Source organism: Mesorhizobium sp. CNPSo 4684, from assembly GCF_057784315.1.
Genome location: NZ_JBWLUX010000021.1, coordinates 48,055 through 61,145 on the forward strand (window position 1 = coordinate 48,055; position 13,091 = coordinate 61,145).

15 protein-coding genes are annotated in these 13,091 nt (G+C 58.3%); 10 read left to right on the top strand and 5 right to left on the bottom strand.

Annotation, left to right across the window (positions count from 1 at the left end; all coding sequences use genetic code 11):
• The 3 genes from AC04SG_RS20300 to AC04SG_RS20310 are packed head-to-tail and all read left to right on the top strand — an operon-like array spanning position 1 to position 2,171.
• Positions 1-393: a hypothetical protein gene (locus AC04SG_RS20300; protein ID WP_488552500.1), complete on the top strand. Its 393-nt coding sequence runs from the start codon at positions 1-3 to the stop codon at positions 391-393.
• A complete protein-coding gene (locus AC04SG_RS20305; RefSeq protein WP_488552501.1) occupies positions 390-1,259 on the top strand; it encodes an alpha/beta fold hydrolase in 870 nt (289 codons plus the stop codon). The genes AC04SG_RS20300 and AC04SG_RS20305 overlap by 4 nt, the downstream gene beginning before the upstream one ends.
• 9 nt (positions 1,260-1,268) lie before the next feature.
• The gene (locus AC04SG_RS20310) at positions 1,269-2,171 is read left to right on the top strand and encodes a LysR family transcriptional regulator (RefSeq protein WP_112561485.1); all 903 of its coding nucleotides are present in this window, start codon (positions 1,269-1,271) and stop codon (positions 2,169-2,171) included.
• Between the two features lie 463 nt (positions 2,172-2,634).
• Here the strand turns inward: AC04SG_RS20310 and AC04SG_RS20315 are convergent, their stop codons facing one another.
• The gene (locus AC04SG_RS20315; protein WP_488552502.1) at positions 2,635-2,886 is read right to left on the bottom strand and encodes a hypothetical protein; all 252 of its coding nucleotides are present in this window, start codon (positions 2,884-2,886) and stop codon (positions 2,635-2,637) included.
• Positions 2,887-3,594: 708 nt separating this feature from the next.
• Positions 3,595-4,350, bottom strand: coding sequence for a Crp/Fnr family transcriptional regulator (locus AC04SG_RS20320; RefSeq protein ID WP_488552503.1), 756 nt, complete (start codon positions 4,348-4,350; stop codon positions 3,595-3,597).
• Positions 4,351-4,788: 438 nt separating this feature from the next.
• Here AC04SG_RS20320 and AC04SG_RS20325 point away from each other — a divergent pair, with 438 nt between their 5' ends.
• The 6 genes from AC04SG_RS20325 to AC04SG_RS20350 all read left to right on the top strand — a co-directional run bounded on the left by AC04SG_RS20325 (position 4,789) and on the right by AC04SG_RS20350 (position 7,830).
• Positions 4,789-5,811 carry an ATP-dependent DNA ligase gene (locus tag AC04SG_RS20325; protein WP_488552504.1) on the top strand — a complete coding sequence of 341 codons (1,023 nt, stop codon included), beginning with the start codon at positions 4,789-4,791 and terminating at the stop codon, positions 5,809-5,811.
• Positions 5,762-5,959, top strand: a complete 198-nt coding sequence (locus tag AC04SG_RS20330) for a hypothetical protein (RefSeq protein WP_488552505.1) — start codon at positions 5,762-5,764, stop codon at positions 5,957-5,959. The genes AC04SG_RS20325 and AC04SG_RS20330 overlap by 50 nt, the downstream gene beginning before the upstream one ends.
• 288 nt (positions 5,960-6,247) lie before the next feature.
• Positions 6,248-6,469 carry a DUF768 domain-containing protein gene (locus AC04SG_RS20335; protein ID WP_488552506.1) on the top strand — a complete coding sequence of 74 codons (222 nt, stop codon included), beginning with the start codon at positions 6,248-6,250 and terminating at the stop codon, positions 6,467-6,469.
• Between the two features lie 149 nt (positions 6,470-6,618).
• Positions 6,619-6,804: a hypothetical protein gene (locus tag AC04SG_RS20340; RefSeq protein WP_488552507.1), complete on the top strand. Its 186-nt coding sequence runs from the start codon at positions 6,619-6,621 to the stop codon at positions 6,802-6,804.
• 210 nt (positions 6,805-7,014) lie between these two features.
• Complete coding sequence (locus tag AC04SG_RS20345; protein WP_488552508.1) at positions 7,015-7,341, top strand: hypothetical protein; 327 nt, start codon at positions 7,015-7,017, stop codon at positions 7,339-7,341.
• Between the two features lie 297 nt (positions 7,342-7,638).
• Positions 7,639-7,830, top strand: a complete 192-nt coding sequence (locus AC04SG_RS20350; protein WP_488552509.1) for a hypothetical protein — start codon at positions 7,639-7,641, stop codon at positions 7,828-7,830.
• 1,544 nt (positions 7,831-9,374) lie between these two features.
• Here the strand turns inward: AC04SG_RS20350 and AC04SG_RS20355 are convergent.
• Complete coding sequence (locus AC04SG_RS20355) at positions 9,375-11,168, bottom strand: PAS domain S-box protein (RefSeq protein WP_488552510.1); 1,794 nt, start codon at positions 11,166-11,168, stop codon at positions 9,375-9,377.
• 199 nt (positions 11,169-11,367) lie between these two features.
• Here AC04SG_RS20355 and AC04SG_RS20360 point away from each other — a divergent pair, with 199 nt between their 5' ends.
• Positions 11,368-11,721, top strand: a complete 354-nt coding sequence (locus AC04SG_RS20360; RefSeq protein WP_488552511.1) for a response regulator — start codon at positions 11,368-11,370, stop codon at positions 11,719-11,721.
• 32 nt (positions 11,722-11,753) lie between these two features.
• Here AC04SG_RS20360 and AC04SG_RS20365 read toward each other — a convergent pair whose 3' ends face one another.
• Both AC04SG_RS20365 and AC04SG_RS20370 read right to left on the bottom strand, forming a co-directional pair.
• Positions 11,754-11,903 carry a hypothetical protein gene (locus AC04SG_RS20365; RefSeq protein WP_488552512.1) on the bottom strand — a complete coding sequence of 50 codons (150 nt, stop codon included), beginning with the start codon at positions 11,901-11,903 and terminating at the stop codon, positions 11,754-11,756.
• A 309-nt stretch (positions 11,904-12,212) separates the two neighbouring features.
• Positions 12,213-12,509: a hypothetical protein gene (locus AC04SG_RS20370; protein ID WP_488552513.1), complete on the bottom strand. Its 297-nt coding sequence runs from the start codon at positions 12,507-12,509 to the stop codon at positions 12,213-12,215.
• Between the last annotated feature and the right edge of the window lie 582 nt (positions 12,510-13,091).

Sequence of the window (13,091 nt, forward strand, 5' to 3'; positions counted from 1 at the left end):
ATGCCGCGCGTTCGAAACTTACGCCAGCGACTCGACGACATGGCGGCCGCCCTCGAGCGGAGACCCCATTTGCTGCGGCTTGGCCGCCTCTTCAACGAAACCATCCTGATCGAGGTCGACCAGGACGAATTCTACTTGACCTTCGAGAAGGGAAGGGTTGTCGAGATCAAGGAAGGCCCGAGCAAGAAGCTTCCTTGGCGGTTCGCGCTGCGCGCGAAGGGCGATGCATTGCACGAATTCTGGCAACCTCTGCCTAAGCCGGGTTTCCATGACATTTTCGGCCTGGTGAAATACGGAAACGGCAGCATCGACGGCGATATCCTGACGCTGGTCAAGAACTTGCGGTACTTCAAGGAATTCATGGCGTTGGGACGCAAGGAGGGTTTCTCATGAAATCTTCGATCGAGCCGATCGTGGGCCGCTATGTCAATGTGACGGTTGGAAATGCCCAGCAGCGCATCTACTTCGAGGAAGCCGGCCAGGGCCGTCCGGTCGTGTGCCTTCACACGGCGGGCGCCGACACGCGGCAGTGGCGGTCCATCCTGAACGACGAGGCGTTCACCAGATCCCACCGGTTCATCGCCTTCGACATGCCCTGGCACGGAAAGTCGCTGCCGCCGGAGGGGTTCGAGACCGAGGAGTATCTGCTCTCGACCGAGACCTACATGGAGACGGTGCTGGCATTCTGCCGTGCGGCAGGGCTGGAAAAGCCTTTGCTGGCCGGATGTTCGATGGGTGGGAGGATTGCGCTGCAACTGGCAGCCCTCCATCCTGAATCCTTTTCGGGTTTCATCGCGATCGAGGCGTCCGATTTCCAGCCGGCATGGTATGACATCGATTGGTTTCACCGGCCCGATGCGCATGGCGGCGAAATGGGCGCCGCCCTGGTGTCGGCCAACATCGCGCCGCACGCGCCTGACGCAGAGCGTTGGACCACACTGTGGATGTTCATGCAGTCCGGCCCAGGCGTTTTTCGGGGAGACCTCAGCTTTTACACGTCCGATGACAGCCTCGTCGGCCGGCTCGGGTCCATCGACACACGGCGCACGCCCGTCCATATCATGTGCGGCGAGTACGACATGACCTGCACTCCTGAAGACGCGCAACGCACGGCAGCTGCGATCAAGGGTTCCAGTCTTGCGATCATGAAGGATCTTGGTCATTTTCCGATGAGCGAGAACCCCACTGCCTTCAGGGTCTATTTCAAGGAGGCATTGGAAAGGGTCACGCGGGTGCCTGCGCGGCTGATGGATGCCTGACGGACGGCGATGGACTTCAAACGGCTGAGCTATTTCCTGGCAGTGGCCGAAGAACTTCATTTCGGGCGCGCCTCGGCGCGCCTCGGGATTGCTCAGCCTCCATTAAGCCGACAGATCGCCCAGTTCGAAAGGGAGATCGGCGCGGCCCTGTTCGACCGCAGCCGCAGCCAGATACGGCTCACCCAGGCGGGCGAATTGCTGCTGGAGCGGGCAAGGGAAATCCTCGAACGCGTCGACCAGACTGAACGTGAGGTGATGCGGATCGGGCAGGGTGTGGCGGGACGCCTGCGGATCGCGTTCGTCGGAACGGCAACCTTCGGTGTTCTGCCCAAAATCATCAGGGCTTTCCGCGCCGCGCATCCGGATATCGAACTGGCGCTTTCGGCCATGAACAATGCGGAATTGCGACGAGCCCTGATCCAGCGGGAAATCGACATTGCGGTGGCGCGCCCGTCGATCGAAGACGCGGAGGTCAAATCCGAAACGCTCATGAAGGAACCGCTCGTGCTGGCGCTTCCCGACAGCTATGCCAATCGTGAGCAACCATTCCATCTCGCAGATTTCAAGAATGCTACTTTCGTCCTCTTTCCGCGGCGCCCACGGCCAAGTTACGCGGACTATGTGCTCGACGTATGCAAGGTTGACGGCTTTGTTCCTGCCTTGCAGGTCATGGCCCAGGACTATCTTACGGCGATGAGCCTTGTTTCAGTTGGCGTCGGCATCTCGATCGTGCCAGCATCGGTCAGCGAAAATCAACGGCCCGGCATTGTTTATCGGAAATATGAAGGCCACAATCCGGGAACCGAGCTTTCACTCAACTATCGACGAGACAACCGCTCGCCGCATTTATTCGGCTTTCTTGAATTGGCGCGGAAAATAGCGCGGGCTTCGCATTCGGGTCCGCCGGTCTGAATACGTCGCGTTGGCAATGCGATGATCGCGGACATCACCGAAGTGGAACTGGTTTAGCTCAGGGCGTCGCCGCCTATCGATGAGTTGATACCAGAATGGCAGCTCATCTGGTCTTCAAGGCCAACACCGGACAGTCCGCAGTCGGCCCATCGCGGTCGCTCGAGCACTGGCGACTAAGGACTGCACCGGCCCCATCAGTCATCCCGATCGCAGGCAAGTGGGCCGTTCCTGGCGCTTTCAGCGAGCGTCGGTTGCCGATAGTCGGTGTTCGGGAGGTTGAGGCGCGAAATCGCTACATTGTAGGGCAGGGAAGGGCGTGTGTTGCCCAAACGTCCTCGGCTCGGCGGGGGAAGGACAATAAAGGGGCAGATGCGGATCTCCGCTGCCACCAGCCCGCGCTGCCTCCCGGTGGCGGGCTGTAGGTTTTGGGCGGGCGCAGACGCGTACTTTGCGTGCGTTGTGGTCAATTCAGGGTAAGCAACCGGACTTTCGAGAGCCTTCGCCGAGCCAGGTTGCGAGCTGCATCTGCGAGGTGATTGCCAAAAGCTTCGGCGACGAATGTAAGGGTCATCAGGTCGATCAGAAAGTCGTCGATTGCACCCGAAACCACGTTTGAGCGCCGTTCAATCTGACCCGCGAGGGCGCGCGCCTCCGCTAACGCGGACTGCAGATCGCCCGCATCGAGTAGCTCTTCGAGCCTGTCGAAAACCTTCACCTTAAACCCCCACGCATCCGTCCGCGCGCCCTCATAACGCGGCGGCCTAAATATATTTCCCTGTCGAAAGGAAAAAAGATGCCCGTTTCCCATGGGAAGAAATCGCTGCCAACGCGCTCGCGCAAGAAGGCGGCGGCATTCGAACCACAAGGCGACCCAGGCGGCGCCCCTATGAAGGGCGTCACCCAGCGGCATACGAGAGCGAGGTTGCAACCGACATCTTCAACGTTCGTTGAACTCGCGCCGGTTGATTCCGGCTACTCCAGACGATTGCCCGCTGGCCCAAGTCGGCGGGCTTTTTGTTGCCGCCGTAGAGGTCGGGAGACATCAGGTTGCTCCGCCAGGCTCAACTAGCGTCCCCTTCCAAGCACGTACGATCCAAATTTGTGAGTTGCTGGAACATCTCGAAACATCCGAACTTGTACTATTGCACTGATCTCTCCGTGCGTCCTCAGCCCACTTGCCCGCTGGGCAAACCGGCCGCCCTTTTTTGGTGCTGGTGAGAAGCCCGCCGTTTTGTTCAGAGACGGCGGGCTTTTTTTGTTACTACGGAACTACAAAAGCCCGCGAAGTTAGTTGAGGGCGCCGGCACTCCTCCTCCAGCTGCCAACTGGTCCCCTAAGACAGTCGAGCCCGCGCTCCCCTCACGAGAGGCGCGGGCCGCCGCTTGCCTCGCTATACGATTTCTGGGAGCAGCGAACGGAGATGCTAACCGCCCGCGGCTGGCGTTACATCCAAATAGAGCGGGTCTCGCAGGTTAAGGTACCCGGGGTCGAAGTCTGCCATCTCGCTTAAGGCGTCCCAGTTCAGTATGACCAGCCGTCCTTCTTTGTGCTCCAAAAGGCCGTCCGAACGCAGTTTCTTCAACATGCGATTTACGTGAACTACGCTCGCGCCGATAGTCTCGCCGATCTGAACTTGAGTTAGCGGTAACGGATAGGAATTCTCTCTTACCAGCCCCATGACCTTCATGCGCACGTAAAGCTCACAGGCGAGGTGGGCTAACCTACCCACCACATCCTGCCCTCCCAATACCTTGACCCAGGCGCGCGCGACCGCCGCGTCCACTAAACTTTCCCGCCAAAATAGATTTGCCAGGCGAGGTGATTTACGGAGAACCTCGAGGATGTCGCGATGTCCAATGAGGGCAACCTTGCTTCTACCGATCGACGCGAGTGTGTGATCCATGGTTCTAAGATGTAGCCCCTGGAGATCAGGTATATCGCCGGGGACATGGATTGAGAGCGTTTGCAGGTTGCCGTTGCTCAAAACGCTATACCGTCGCAGGAGCCCCTCAACCACCAAGCAACAGCGGCTGGGTTCGTCCCCTTCTAGCGCAATCTGCTCACCGGGCTTCAACTGCTTACTTACAAGCGCCATCGCTTCGACGCTCTCGCGATCATCTGATGAAAGACGACCTAGGCTCTCGAGCTTTCGGATTAGCGGTGCCGTCAAATCGGACATCGCTAACCATTAAGCATTTTGTCTTGATTTAACAACGGCTTTGCCGCTCCCGTCTCGTTCGTACAGACGAGGGCGGCCGATAGGATTATCGACTCGCAGGCTTCGTGAGAGCCGAGCCTCGCATTAGGTTTCATCGTTCGCAAGACTGAATTCCTGCGTGCTTCTCGCCTCCTCATTGACCACACGAAACCAGTGCTCTTGAAGTGCTCTGGGTGACACTCGTCGGCCAGTGATTTTTCCACCGCCGACAACGGATCGTCGGCAGTCGTGGCTCAAGATGGGACAAGCTCATTTCCACGCCATTCCGGCATGATGCTCCTCCGTTTTCCCCAATATCCGCAACGTCACGCTTGCCGTTTCGTTGCAATCGGCCGTCGATTTCCGATTTGGAACTATTTTAGCTAAAACTAATTGAATCGCCGGTGGTGGTATGTGCGCATGCGTTTGAAGTTCATCCAGCCGATGGAGCCTGAGCTGTTCGACGCACCGCCGGTAGGCGACGGTTGGAGCCACGAGATCAAATTCGATGGCTATCGCACGCAGGTCATCAAGGACGAAGACGGCATCCGCTTCTACACCAAGAACGGCTTCGACTGGACAACCCGATATCGTTATCTCGCGGAAGAGGCGGCGGCGATCGACGCTGACAGCTTCATCCTCGAAGGCGAAGCCATCATGATCAATGAGGCCGGCCTTTCCGACTTCCACGCAATGCAAGCCATCATCGGCCTGCGCCGGCCGCCACCGAACATCTACCTAGTCACGTTCGACCTGCTGTTTCTCAACGGCCACGATCTTCGCCGAATGGCGTTAGAGGATCGTCGCGAGATCCTTCACAAAATGGTTCCGACCGGCGGACGCATTCAATTCAGCGAAGCCATGCCCGGCACTGGTGACGCTGTCTATCACCTGGTCGACAAGGCGGGGCTCGAAGGCATGGTCTCGAAGCTCAAGGGCAGTGCTTATCAAAGCGGCAAAACGACCGCCTGGCGCAAAATCAAATGCTTTGAGGAAAAGCAGATGGACATCATTGGGGTGCAACGAGAGCGCGGCAAAGCGGCGCAAGTGATCATGGCTGAGAGCGGCCATTACAAAGGCGGCGCGTTCGTAGCCTTCAAGGCCGACAAGCGGCAGGCGCTGTGGGATCGCGTGCAGGGCAAGGTAGGTGGGCCAGTGCCGAAAGGTCATAAGAAGGACAAGGCCGAGTGGCTGAAGCCCGGCCTTGTTGGTCGGGTAAAGACGCTGAAGGGGGCGAAGAGAAACTGCGCCATGCGAAGCTGCTGGATTTTTGGGAAGACTGAGTTCGCCGTCGTTGGTTCGTCCGTTTCCGTACCATATTTTTTATTGAATTCCCGATTTCGGCGGACTTGTAAAAATGGACGTTTCCCATTGCTCTTGGAGGAGAATTGCGATGGACAGCGTAACCATGATCTGGAGTGGCAAGGTTCGACCTTGCGTTGAAGTGGTCGAGGCCTACGGCGAATGGTTCGTCCACGTGGTCGAGGAAGACCAGGAACTTACCCGCTCATTTGACCGAGAATGGTACGCACTGGCCTTTGCTGAAGGCCAGCGCATTCGCCTGCATCTCGATAAGGTTGTGCGACTCTAGGACTTCTTGAGAATCCGCGCTTCGCGCAAGAGCGAGGCCCAACTGTGCGGTCCAAGGAAACTGACAAGTTCGGCGGCTCGGGCTTCCGTGATTCCGGTTTCTTTCACCAGACGCCGAACCGCCATGCCCCTCGCAGGGTCAGGCGGCTTGCCTGCTTCCTCAACCATTTGGAAATCCCTTCCAACTGACCCAACGGCAACGGGCAGGGAATGGTTCCGGAGGCGGGCGCGGCTAGTTTGCCACTTGCCGGCGGCGCCTTCTTCAAAGGGATGCTAAGCTTATCTTCTGATGAGCACCCGCGGCACCGACTTTTTGTACAAGCGGATTTCGGCCAACGTCCCCGAGATCCTGCGCGGCGCCATCATCTCCGTTGCCAAGCTCACTGAAAAGCTATTCGCCGACGCCAAAGCGATCGGCATCACCAGTGTTGAAATTGAGGAAGAAACCGGGAGTGTTCACGAGGCTATCTCGGACGCAATCGTGCACCACGATGCCGGCTTATCTGAGTGAAAGCATCGATGACCAGTGTCTGGGTCGCGTTCTGTTTCGTCGGCGTCGTGATGGCACTGGTGGTGTTATGGTCGATGATGTTGTAGCGGCCCATCGGCAGCGAAAACGTTCTTCCCTGAAACCTTTAAGCTGTCGCCGAATTGTGCCTGATGGCTGAGGAAGAAACAGAAAAAACCTTGGACCCGAAAGTCGAGTTCGTGCGTAAAGTTGCGCGTGAAACCGGCATTTCTGAAGAACAGGTGCGAGCGCTTGTATCGTTGCTGGGCTACGATCTCTCATCCGTGATGCGCGAAGCCCGAATTCTAAAGAGTAGCCATGACCACCCGCGGCATTAACTTCCTCCGCTCACCGTACTCTCCAAGCGAGGGTTTGCATCACGTGACCATGACCCCGGCACGTTCCCCCGCCAAGCCCTCTCAAGCAAACTTCGCGCCAGGACTTTCGCCGAGGCGCTGTCAAGCGCGGCGCGCAGAGTATATTAGCGATCGGGAACATACGGCTCCTGCGGGCGTTTATCGGGTGATCGGCCCCTCTGGGAGGTTGCTATGCGAAAACTCTTACTTGCTTCGGTGATTGCCATCTCCTCCGCCGCAGCCACGGTCTTGCCTGCGGATGCACATGGCATCGGCTTTTTTGGTCCGTTCGGCGGCTTCGGCCCGTTCGGCGGTGCCCCCTTCTACGGCGGCGGCCCGTTTTACGACTATGGCGGCCGCTATTACGGCCCCCGCTATCCCGATTATTATCCTGGCTACGTGGCCCGCTACCCGCATCGCTACTACTACCGGCATCATCGTCATTGCCACGTGAAGTGGGTGAGGCACTGGCGCCATCACCACCGGGTGCTGGAACGCGTTCGGGTTTGCCGGTACTGACAAGGCCGGACATTGGCTGCAGTTGTGCGGCAGGCGGGGAGGGCGCTGCGGCCGTTCATAGGAACATCTTTAAGGTAACGCCGAAGGCGAAGAGCCGCTAGCGTTCAAGCAGGTACACCCCATACCGGCTATGAGGCGTGCTGGCATCCGATCATGTCGCGCTACCGGTAGTATCAGACGACCCCAGCCATGCCCCAGTATCTCTATTATCCTTCGAACCCGCGCCCGTCGCCTGGAGGTTGACTTGTTCTCATTTCGTTCCCATGTTCGCTATAGTCATCATTGAGCTGCTGCCAAATGTGTGGTCGCGTTTTCGTCAAATCGACAATCCCCGACATGGTCCGGCGGTTCGACTTTGCCCATGCCGGCGACATCGAGCGGCTGGGCAATGGCTTTCCGATCTGGAACGGCGCGCCGCGCCTGATCTATCCGATCATCATCCGCGAAGAGCTGTCCACCAGCATGGCCGGTTTTGGCCGTAAGGACTAGTTGCCCATAATGTGAGCTTTATCCTACGACGAGAATTCAAACCCCTCGTCAGCGTAAATATCAAAGCCCGCGAGTCTCTCCTGACGGGCTTTTTTCGCGCATGACGACGTGCTTTTCTGTCAATGATCATTCAGTTCGTTGAAACCGCATGCTTTGCAGCGATACGCGGGGTTCGGCTCCTCTTCGGGATGGAGCATCCTGACTGTACCGCGTTCCACCCAACAGATTGGGCAAGAGAAATTGCCTATACATTTTCAGGCGCCCGTTCGCGAGATCGGCGCCCTTGAGTCTTTCAGACATTTCAGCCAGGCTTTTGTAGGCTTCGGCGATTTGGTGTCGCAGGCTTCCCGCTCGTTCGCTTGTGTGAGTGCTTGTTCCTTCGCGCGAAGAGTGAGTTTTTCTGCAAGCCGTTCCATCGGCTTGACGCCGCGTTGCTTGACCGGGATGGGCGGGCCGGGGTCTGATAGGTTCGTCATTGCTAACGAACAATTTCCAGTCGATTAAAATGTTCCGGAACTAATTCAGCGCATGCTAATTGAATCCGCCGGGTGTGGGTCAATGTATGCGTTTGAAGTTCGTCGAGCCGTTGATGCCGAGTGACCCATATTGGATCAGTCACTTGGCACCGCAGTTGCGTGGAGCAGAACGTGTTGGGGGGTGAGGGGCCGCCACTTCATCGCGAAACGACGGAACGGGGTAAAGCAAATGCGGATGCTAGTCAGGCCTGCCAAACGGGAAGGAACTTCTCGAACCATCTTCGATCGACCGTTGATTGATGGCGATGTCAAACCTGGAACAGGCGGCCCGGTGATAACGATTGAAGCCGAGGGCATTTACTCGGATGATTCGAAATACCGATACCAGATTGAAATTACGCTTGGTGAACTTGAGGCACTTATCGGAAGCAGCGGCCCGGCACTTGGGGCGGGTAGGCCAGTAGGGCCTAACCGGCAGGGGCATCAAGATGGCGACGCCGGCTGATGGGAGATATACCCGCCCGCTAGTACAGGCGGAACACAACCAAATGAACGAATGACGCAACAAAAGGGTGGAAAGCCCTTGGCATTTGATGATGCCCCAAGCGGACGTCAGGAGGCGCGAGGCGCTTCGGCGGCGTAAGACAGCGGGCAAGGCTAACGCGCGCTGGCGCGCTTCCCTGTGGCGGCCTCTATTTGATACTCGGGGACGGCGGTTTCGTCATCACGCGCAATTGCATCTGGTCGATCGTTGCGACGATGGCAGCCGCCAGTGCTTCGGCCTTCATCCATGAGCCCCAGCCCATAGAGACCGTTCGCCGCTTCCTCGCTCGGCAGCACACCAGGCGGGCAGTGATCCTCGATTGTGCGCCGGATGAGCGTCAGCGCAGCCGGCATTCGTCGGCTTCGATCTTCATAGCCAGTGAAACATGGATTTGAGCTAAAATGTTCCGGGAACCGATTTCAGGCTCGCGGCTTGAATCGCCGAGTGGATTGAGGATACCGGCTGATGCGCGGCTGGGGCTACAGATCATGCAAAGGCGTCAGAGGCCTTGAAACCCCCGACCTTTAGCTCCCATTTGCAACGGACGCTTCCACGGCCGCTAACGGGGCTTCCAAGCTCCAGATGACCCCATGCGGCCCGTACTCGAGATTTCCCTGCCCTCCAACCGCCGCGGGCGCCACCCGCTTCAGGACCACAGTTCCAAAGCCGCCCTGTCCGATATTCTGGACTTCCGGCCCATCGGTTTCGGCCCAGGTGAGGTGAAACAGCTTCGAAGCACCGGAACCGTTGATGCCCCACGTGACCGAAATCCGGCCCTCGTCGCCCGAGAGCACTCCGTATTTGGTCGAGTTGGTCGCCAGTTCATGGAAGGCGATCCCGAGATACTGCACCGCATTGGGACTAAGGACCAAGGATGGGCCTGACATCTCGATAACGTCACCCCGAGGAAAGGACTCGGCTTGCGCCGCCAACAGGTCACGGATTGTGGCGCCCTTCCAGTCGGCCGACACCAGCAGGTCGTGGGATCGCGACAGTGCCATGATGCGCTCGCGCACCTGGGATTCAAACTGCTTGGGCGTCTCCGATCGCTTGTTGGTCTCCCGGATCATCGACAGGATGACCGAATACTGATTTTTCACCCGATGGTTGACCTCGCGCATCAGCATGCGGATGCGGTGCTCGTTTTCCCTCGCCGACGTGATGTCCCGTGCAATCTTCGAAGCGCCGACGATCTGCCCAGTTGCGTTACGCACGGGCGATATCGTCAGCGAAACCGGAACCAGGCTGCCATCCTTGCGCTGGCGGGTCGTTTCGAACGGTTCGACGCGTTCGCCACGGCGAATGCGTTGGAGAATTCGGGGTTCTTCGTCCTGGTGGTTATCCGGGATCAGCATGGTCACCGACTGACCGATCGCTTCGTCGGCGGTGTAGCCGAACAGTCGTTCAGCGCCATGGTTCCAGCTCTTGATGATGGTGTTGAGATCCTTGCTGACGATTGCGTCGAACGAGGACTCCACGATCGCCGACAAGTGCTGCCTGGCTTCTTCGGCACGCTGGCGGTCCGTCAGGTCGAGCAGCATGTTGACCGCACCAATGAGGTTGCCTTGCTCGTCCTGCAGCGGCGTGGGGTAGGGTAGGAACGGAAAGAAGGATCCGTCCGGACGCTGCGCTACCGCCTCCTGATTACGAACCGGCCGGTTTTCCTTGAGCGCGATAGCCATCGGGCACTCGTCGTGCGGCAGTTCCTGGCCGTCGGCAGTGAACAGCTTGAACGTCACACACCATTTGTCTTTGCCGACGGAGGGCTCCCTGCCTGCCAGATCGGCAGCCGCGCGATTGTAGTAGGTAATGGTGCCGTCCTGGTCAGTCGTATAGATCGCCACGGGGAGGCTCTCAAGAATCTGGCGATAGGTACTGTCGTGCTGCCTGAGCTGCGTCCGTGTCCGCTCAAGGTCGGTTACATCAACCGTAAAGCATCTCGTGTTGATCAGCTTGCCGTCGCAGAAATGGCCGCTCGAAGTAATTTCGACATGCTTGATGGATCCGTCGCGCGCTCTCAAGCGCGCCGGGTATCTCGCGATCCGCTCGCCCCTGGAGAGGCGTTCCAGAATGTCCTCTATGACGTCCCGGTCCGGATAGAAGTCCGCAATGTGGCGGCCGACATAGTTCTCGGCCTGATAACCGAGGAGGTCGAGCTCAGCCTTGTTGGCTTGCAGAATAATGCCGTCAGCGCTCACCAGGTGAAGCGCGACGGCGCCATTCTCGAAAAAATCCTGATAATCGAAATTCAGCCTGTCGTGACCGGAAATTCCCGGGTTCTTGAAGGCGACAACATTCGCCTGCCGTAGTTCATCCATCCCCGGTCCTCAATAGCTTAACCGCCAACAACGCGGCTCGTATCAACTTCGTTCCACGATCGGTGTTTTTTTGAGCGTTGCGCGACCCATATTGCCAACCGCAATCGCAGTTAACTTTGATGGCCAAGTTCGGACGTCAACGACTCGTCTCCCATATGCTAAATTTGTGAACGTGCTGAGCATGGAAAGTCCTTTGGTCTTGGTCGCTGACGACGAAGCCTTGATCGCTTTGGACCTGGAGTGCGCGCTTTCCGAGGCAGGTTTCACGGTGGCGGTGGTGAGGTCCTGTTCCGAAGCGAATCTGTTTCTGAACGAACACACGCCCGCAGCCGCCGTTCTTGACGTCAGTCTGTCGGATGGCGAGTGCCATGAGGCGGCTAAGACGCTGGCAGACTTGAGCGTACCCTTTGTAGTCTATACGGGCCTTAGCGTCGAGGCCAGCCATGGAGCATTCTCACACGGAACTACAGTGTTGAAGCCCACCGAGTCGGCAGAAGTGGTCCGGCTCCTCAAAGCCATGACTGCCACCCAGCAACAGAAGATGACAGGATAGCTGAGGGCGCTTTAGAGCGGGTCTTGCGAAGCCTAACTCAGGCGTTGGCGGAGCAACTGCCGCGCCTCACGGAGCAGAGAATTGCGGTCGGTGCCGATCAGGCGAATAAGCTCGCGCACCTGATTCTCGGTGATCCCGGTCTCCCTGGCAATGAACTCCGCCAGTGTTTCATTCCCGGCCACACGCTCACGTTGTCCTGTCGTCGCCCATGGTGAATCATGCCTTCTCTCAAGGGGACCAACCTCTAAGTCCGGGACTTGTTCCTCGACAGTCAACCTCATTGTGTGCGTCTGAGCAGGCAGGCAAAGATTTGTGGTAAATGTTGCGCTTTTCAGGATAGCTAAGCAGCGGGTCGCCACCACGGGCTCGGCAGAACGATCAATCCAGCCTGTTCGCGGCGAGAAAAGCTTGGCAGGCTGCTTCGACCTGCTTCGGCGTGCGGCCGCCGCGCGCATCGTCGACCCGGTCGTCACTCGCGCCAGCCGGATTCGCTATTTTTCTCTGCCGCGTAGCTCTACCCCCTCGGCCATGAAGTCGGTAAGGCCGCCGACATTGTCTTCAATCGACTTGACCGTAAGCCCCTTCGCCACAGCGTCTTGGCCGCACCGCTTGGCGAGACGCGCAGCGATGGGGGCGAGGGGACGGGCAGAAAGCCTTGTGACGACCCTCGTTCGAATCATTTCTGGCAGTTGGTGGACGGGCACCGGCGCGATTTTCGAACGGTCATTGAGCATCCTGTCGATCTCAATGACGACGTCCGCATCTATGGTCTTCGGCAAGTCAAGCATGAGCGATTTCTCACCAAAAAAGTATTGCCCCGGAGTCGGCGCGAGTCGACGGGGAATTCTGCTGGCCGCCAAGATGATGGGCGGCCGCTCGGCGGTGCGCTCGGGCTGATCATTGTCACCTCGCTTCCAGCAAGGCTGGACGTCGGTGGTCTATCAGACGTCAACCCGGAACTCGGGGCGCGGGTAATCGGTTCCGCCTGCGACATCTCCCGCCGGTGTCAACGACCTACCTCACACCGCCTCCCGCAACGCGCGTGTAAGGCGGTGGGTCGTCGTGACATATTGAGCGCATGGAGCGCTGCGTTCAACGGCGAAGGCGCCTGCGGCCGCCTCCCTCACGTACCAATGCTTGGACGATGAGCTTGAGTCTGATCGCCACCACGTCGGCAGAACCGAACCATCGGCAAGGCGGACCGATGACGGTGTTGACGGCACCCCGATCCAACCAGGCTTGCTCTGGAGTCCCAGCACTGGCGTCGGAAAATCTCCGAGCCGAGTTCATTGGAGCAATTCCAGGAAAAGTGTGAGCGGTTTTCCGTCCGGAATTGCGTGAAAACAAAGAGATAGAGCGGTTCGCCGTTT

What these genes read in the sequence shown, in the direction of transcription:
- AC04SG_RS20300 (WP_488552500.1), top strand. Translation starts at nt 1, where the DNA reads ATGCCGCGCGTTCGAAACTTACGCCAGCGACTCGACGACATGGCGGCC.
- AC04SG_RS20305 (WP_488552501.1), top strand. Translation starts at nt 390, where the DNA reads ATGAAATCTTCGATCGAGCCGATCGTGGGCCGCTATGTCAATGTGACG.
- AC04SG_RS20310 (WP_112561485.1), top strand. Translation starts at nt 1,269, where the DNA reads ATGGACTTCAAACGGCTGAGCTATTTCCTGGCAGTGGCCGAAGAACTT.
- AC04SG_RS20320 (WP_488552503.1), bottom strand. Translation starts at nt 4,350, where the DNA reads ATGTCCGATTTGACGGCACCGCTAATCCGAAAGCTCGAGAGCCTAGGT.
- AC04SG_RS20325 (WP_488552504.1), top strand. Translation starts at nt 4,789, where the DNA reads ATGCGTTTGAAGTTCATCCAGCCGATGGAGCCTGAGCTGTTCGACGCA.
- AC04SG_RS20330 (WP_488552505.1), top strand. Translation starts at nt 5,762, where the DNA reads ATGGACAGCGTAACCATGATCTGGAGTGGCAAGGTTCGACCTTGCGTT.
- AC04SG_RS20335 (WP_488552506.1), top strand. Translation starts at nt 6,248, where the DNA reads ATGAGCACCCGCGGCACCGACTTTTTGTACAAGCGGATTTCGGCCAAC.
- AC04SG_RS20340 (WP_488552507.1), top strand. Translation starts at nt 6,619, where the DNA reads ATGGCTGAGGAAGAAACAGAAAAAACCTTGGACCCGAAAGTCGAGTTC.
- AC04SG_RS20345 (WP_488552508.1), top strand. Translation starts at nt 7,015, where the DNA reads ATGCGAAAACTCTTACTTGCTTCGGTGATTGCCATCTCCTCCGCCGCA.
- AC04SG_RS20350 (WP_488552509.1), top strand. Translation starts at nt 7,639, where the DNA reads ATGTGTGGTCGCGTTTTCGTCAAATCGACAATCCCCGACATGGTCCGG.
- AC04SG_RS20355 (WP_488552510.1), bottom strand. Translation starts at nt 11,168, where the DNA reads ATGGATGAACTACGGCAGGCGAATGTTGTCGCCTTCAAGAACCCGGGA.
- AC04SG_RS20370 (WP_488552513.1), bottom strand. Translation starts at nt 12,509, where the DNA reads ATGCTTGACTTGCCGAAGACCATAGATGCGGACGTCGTCATTGAGATC.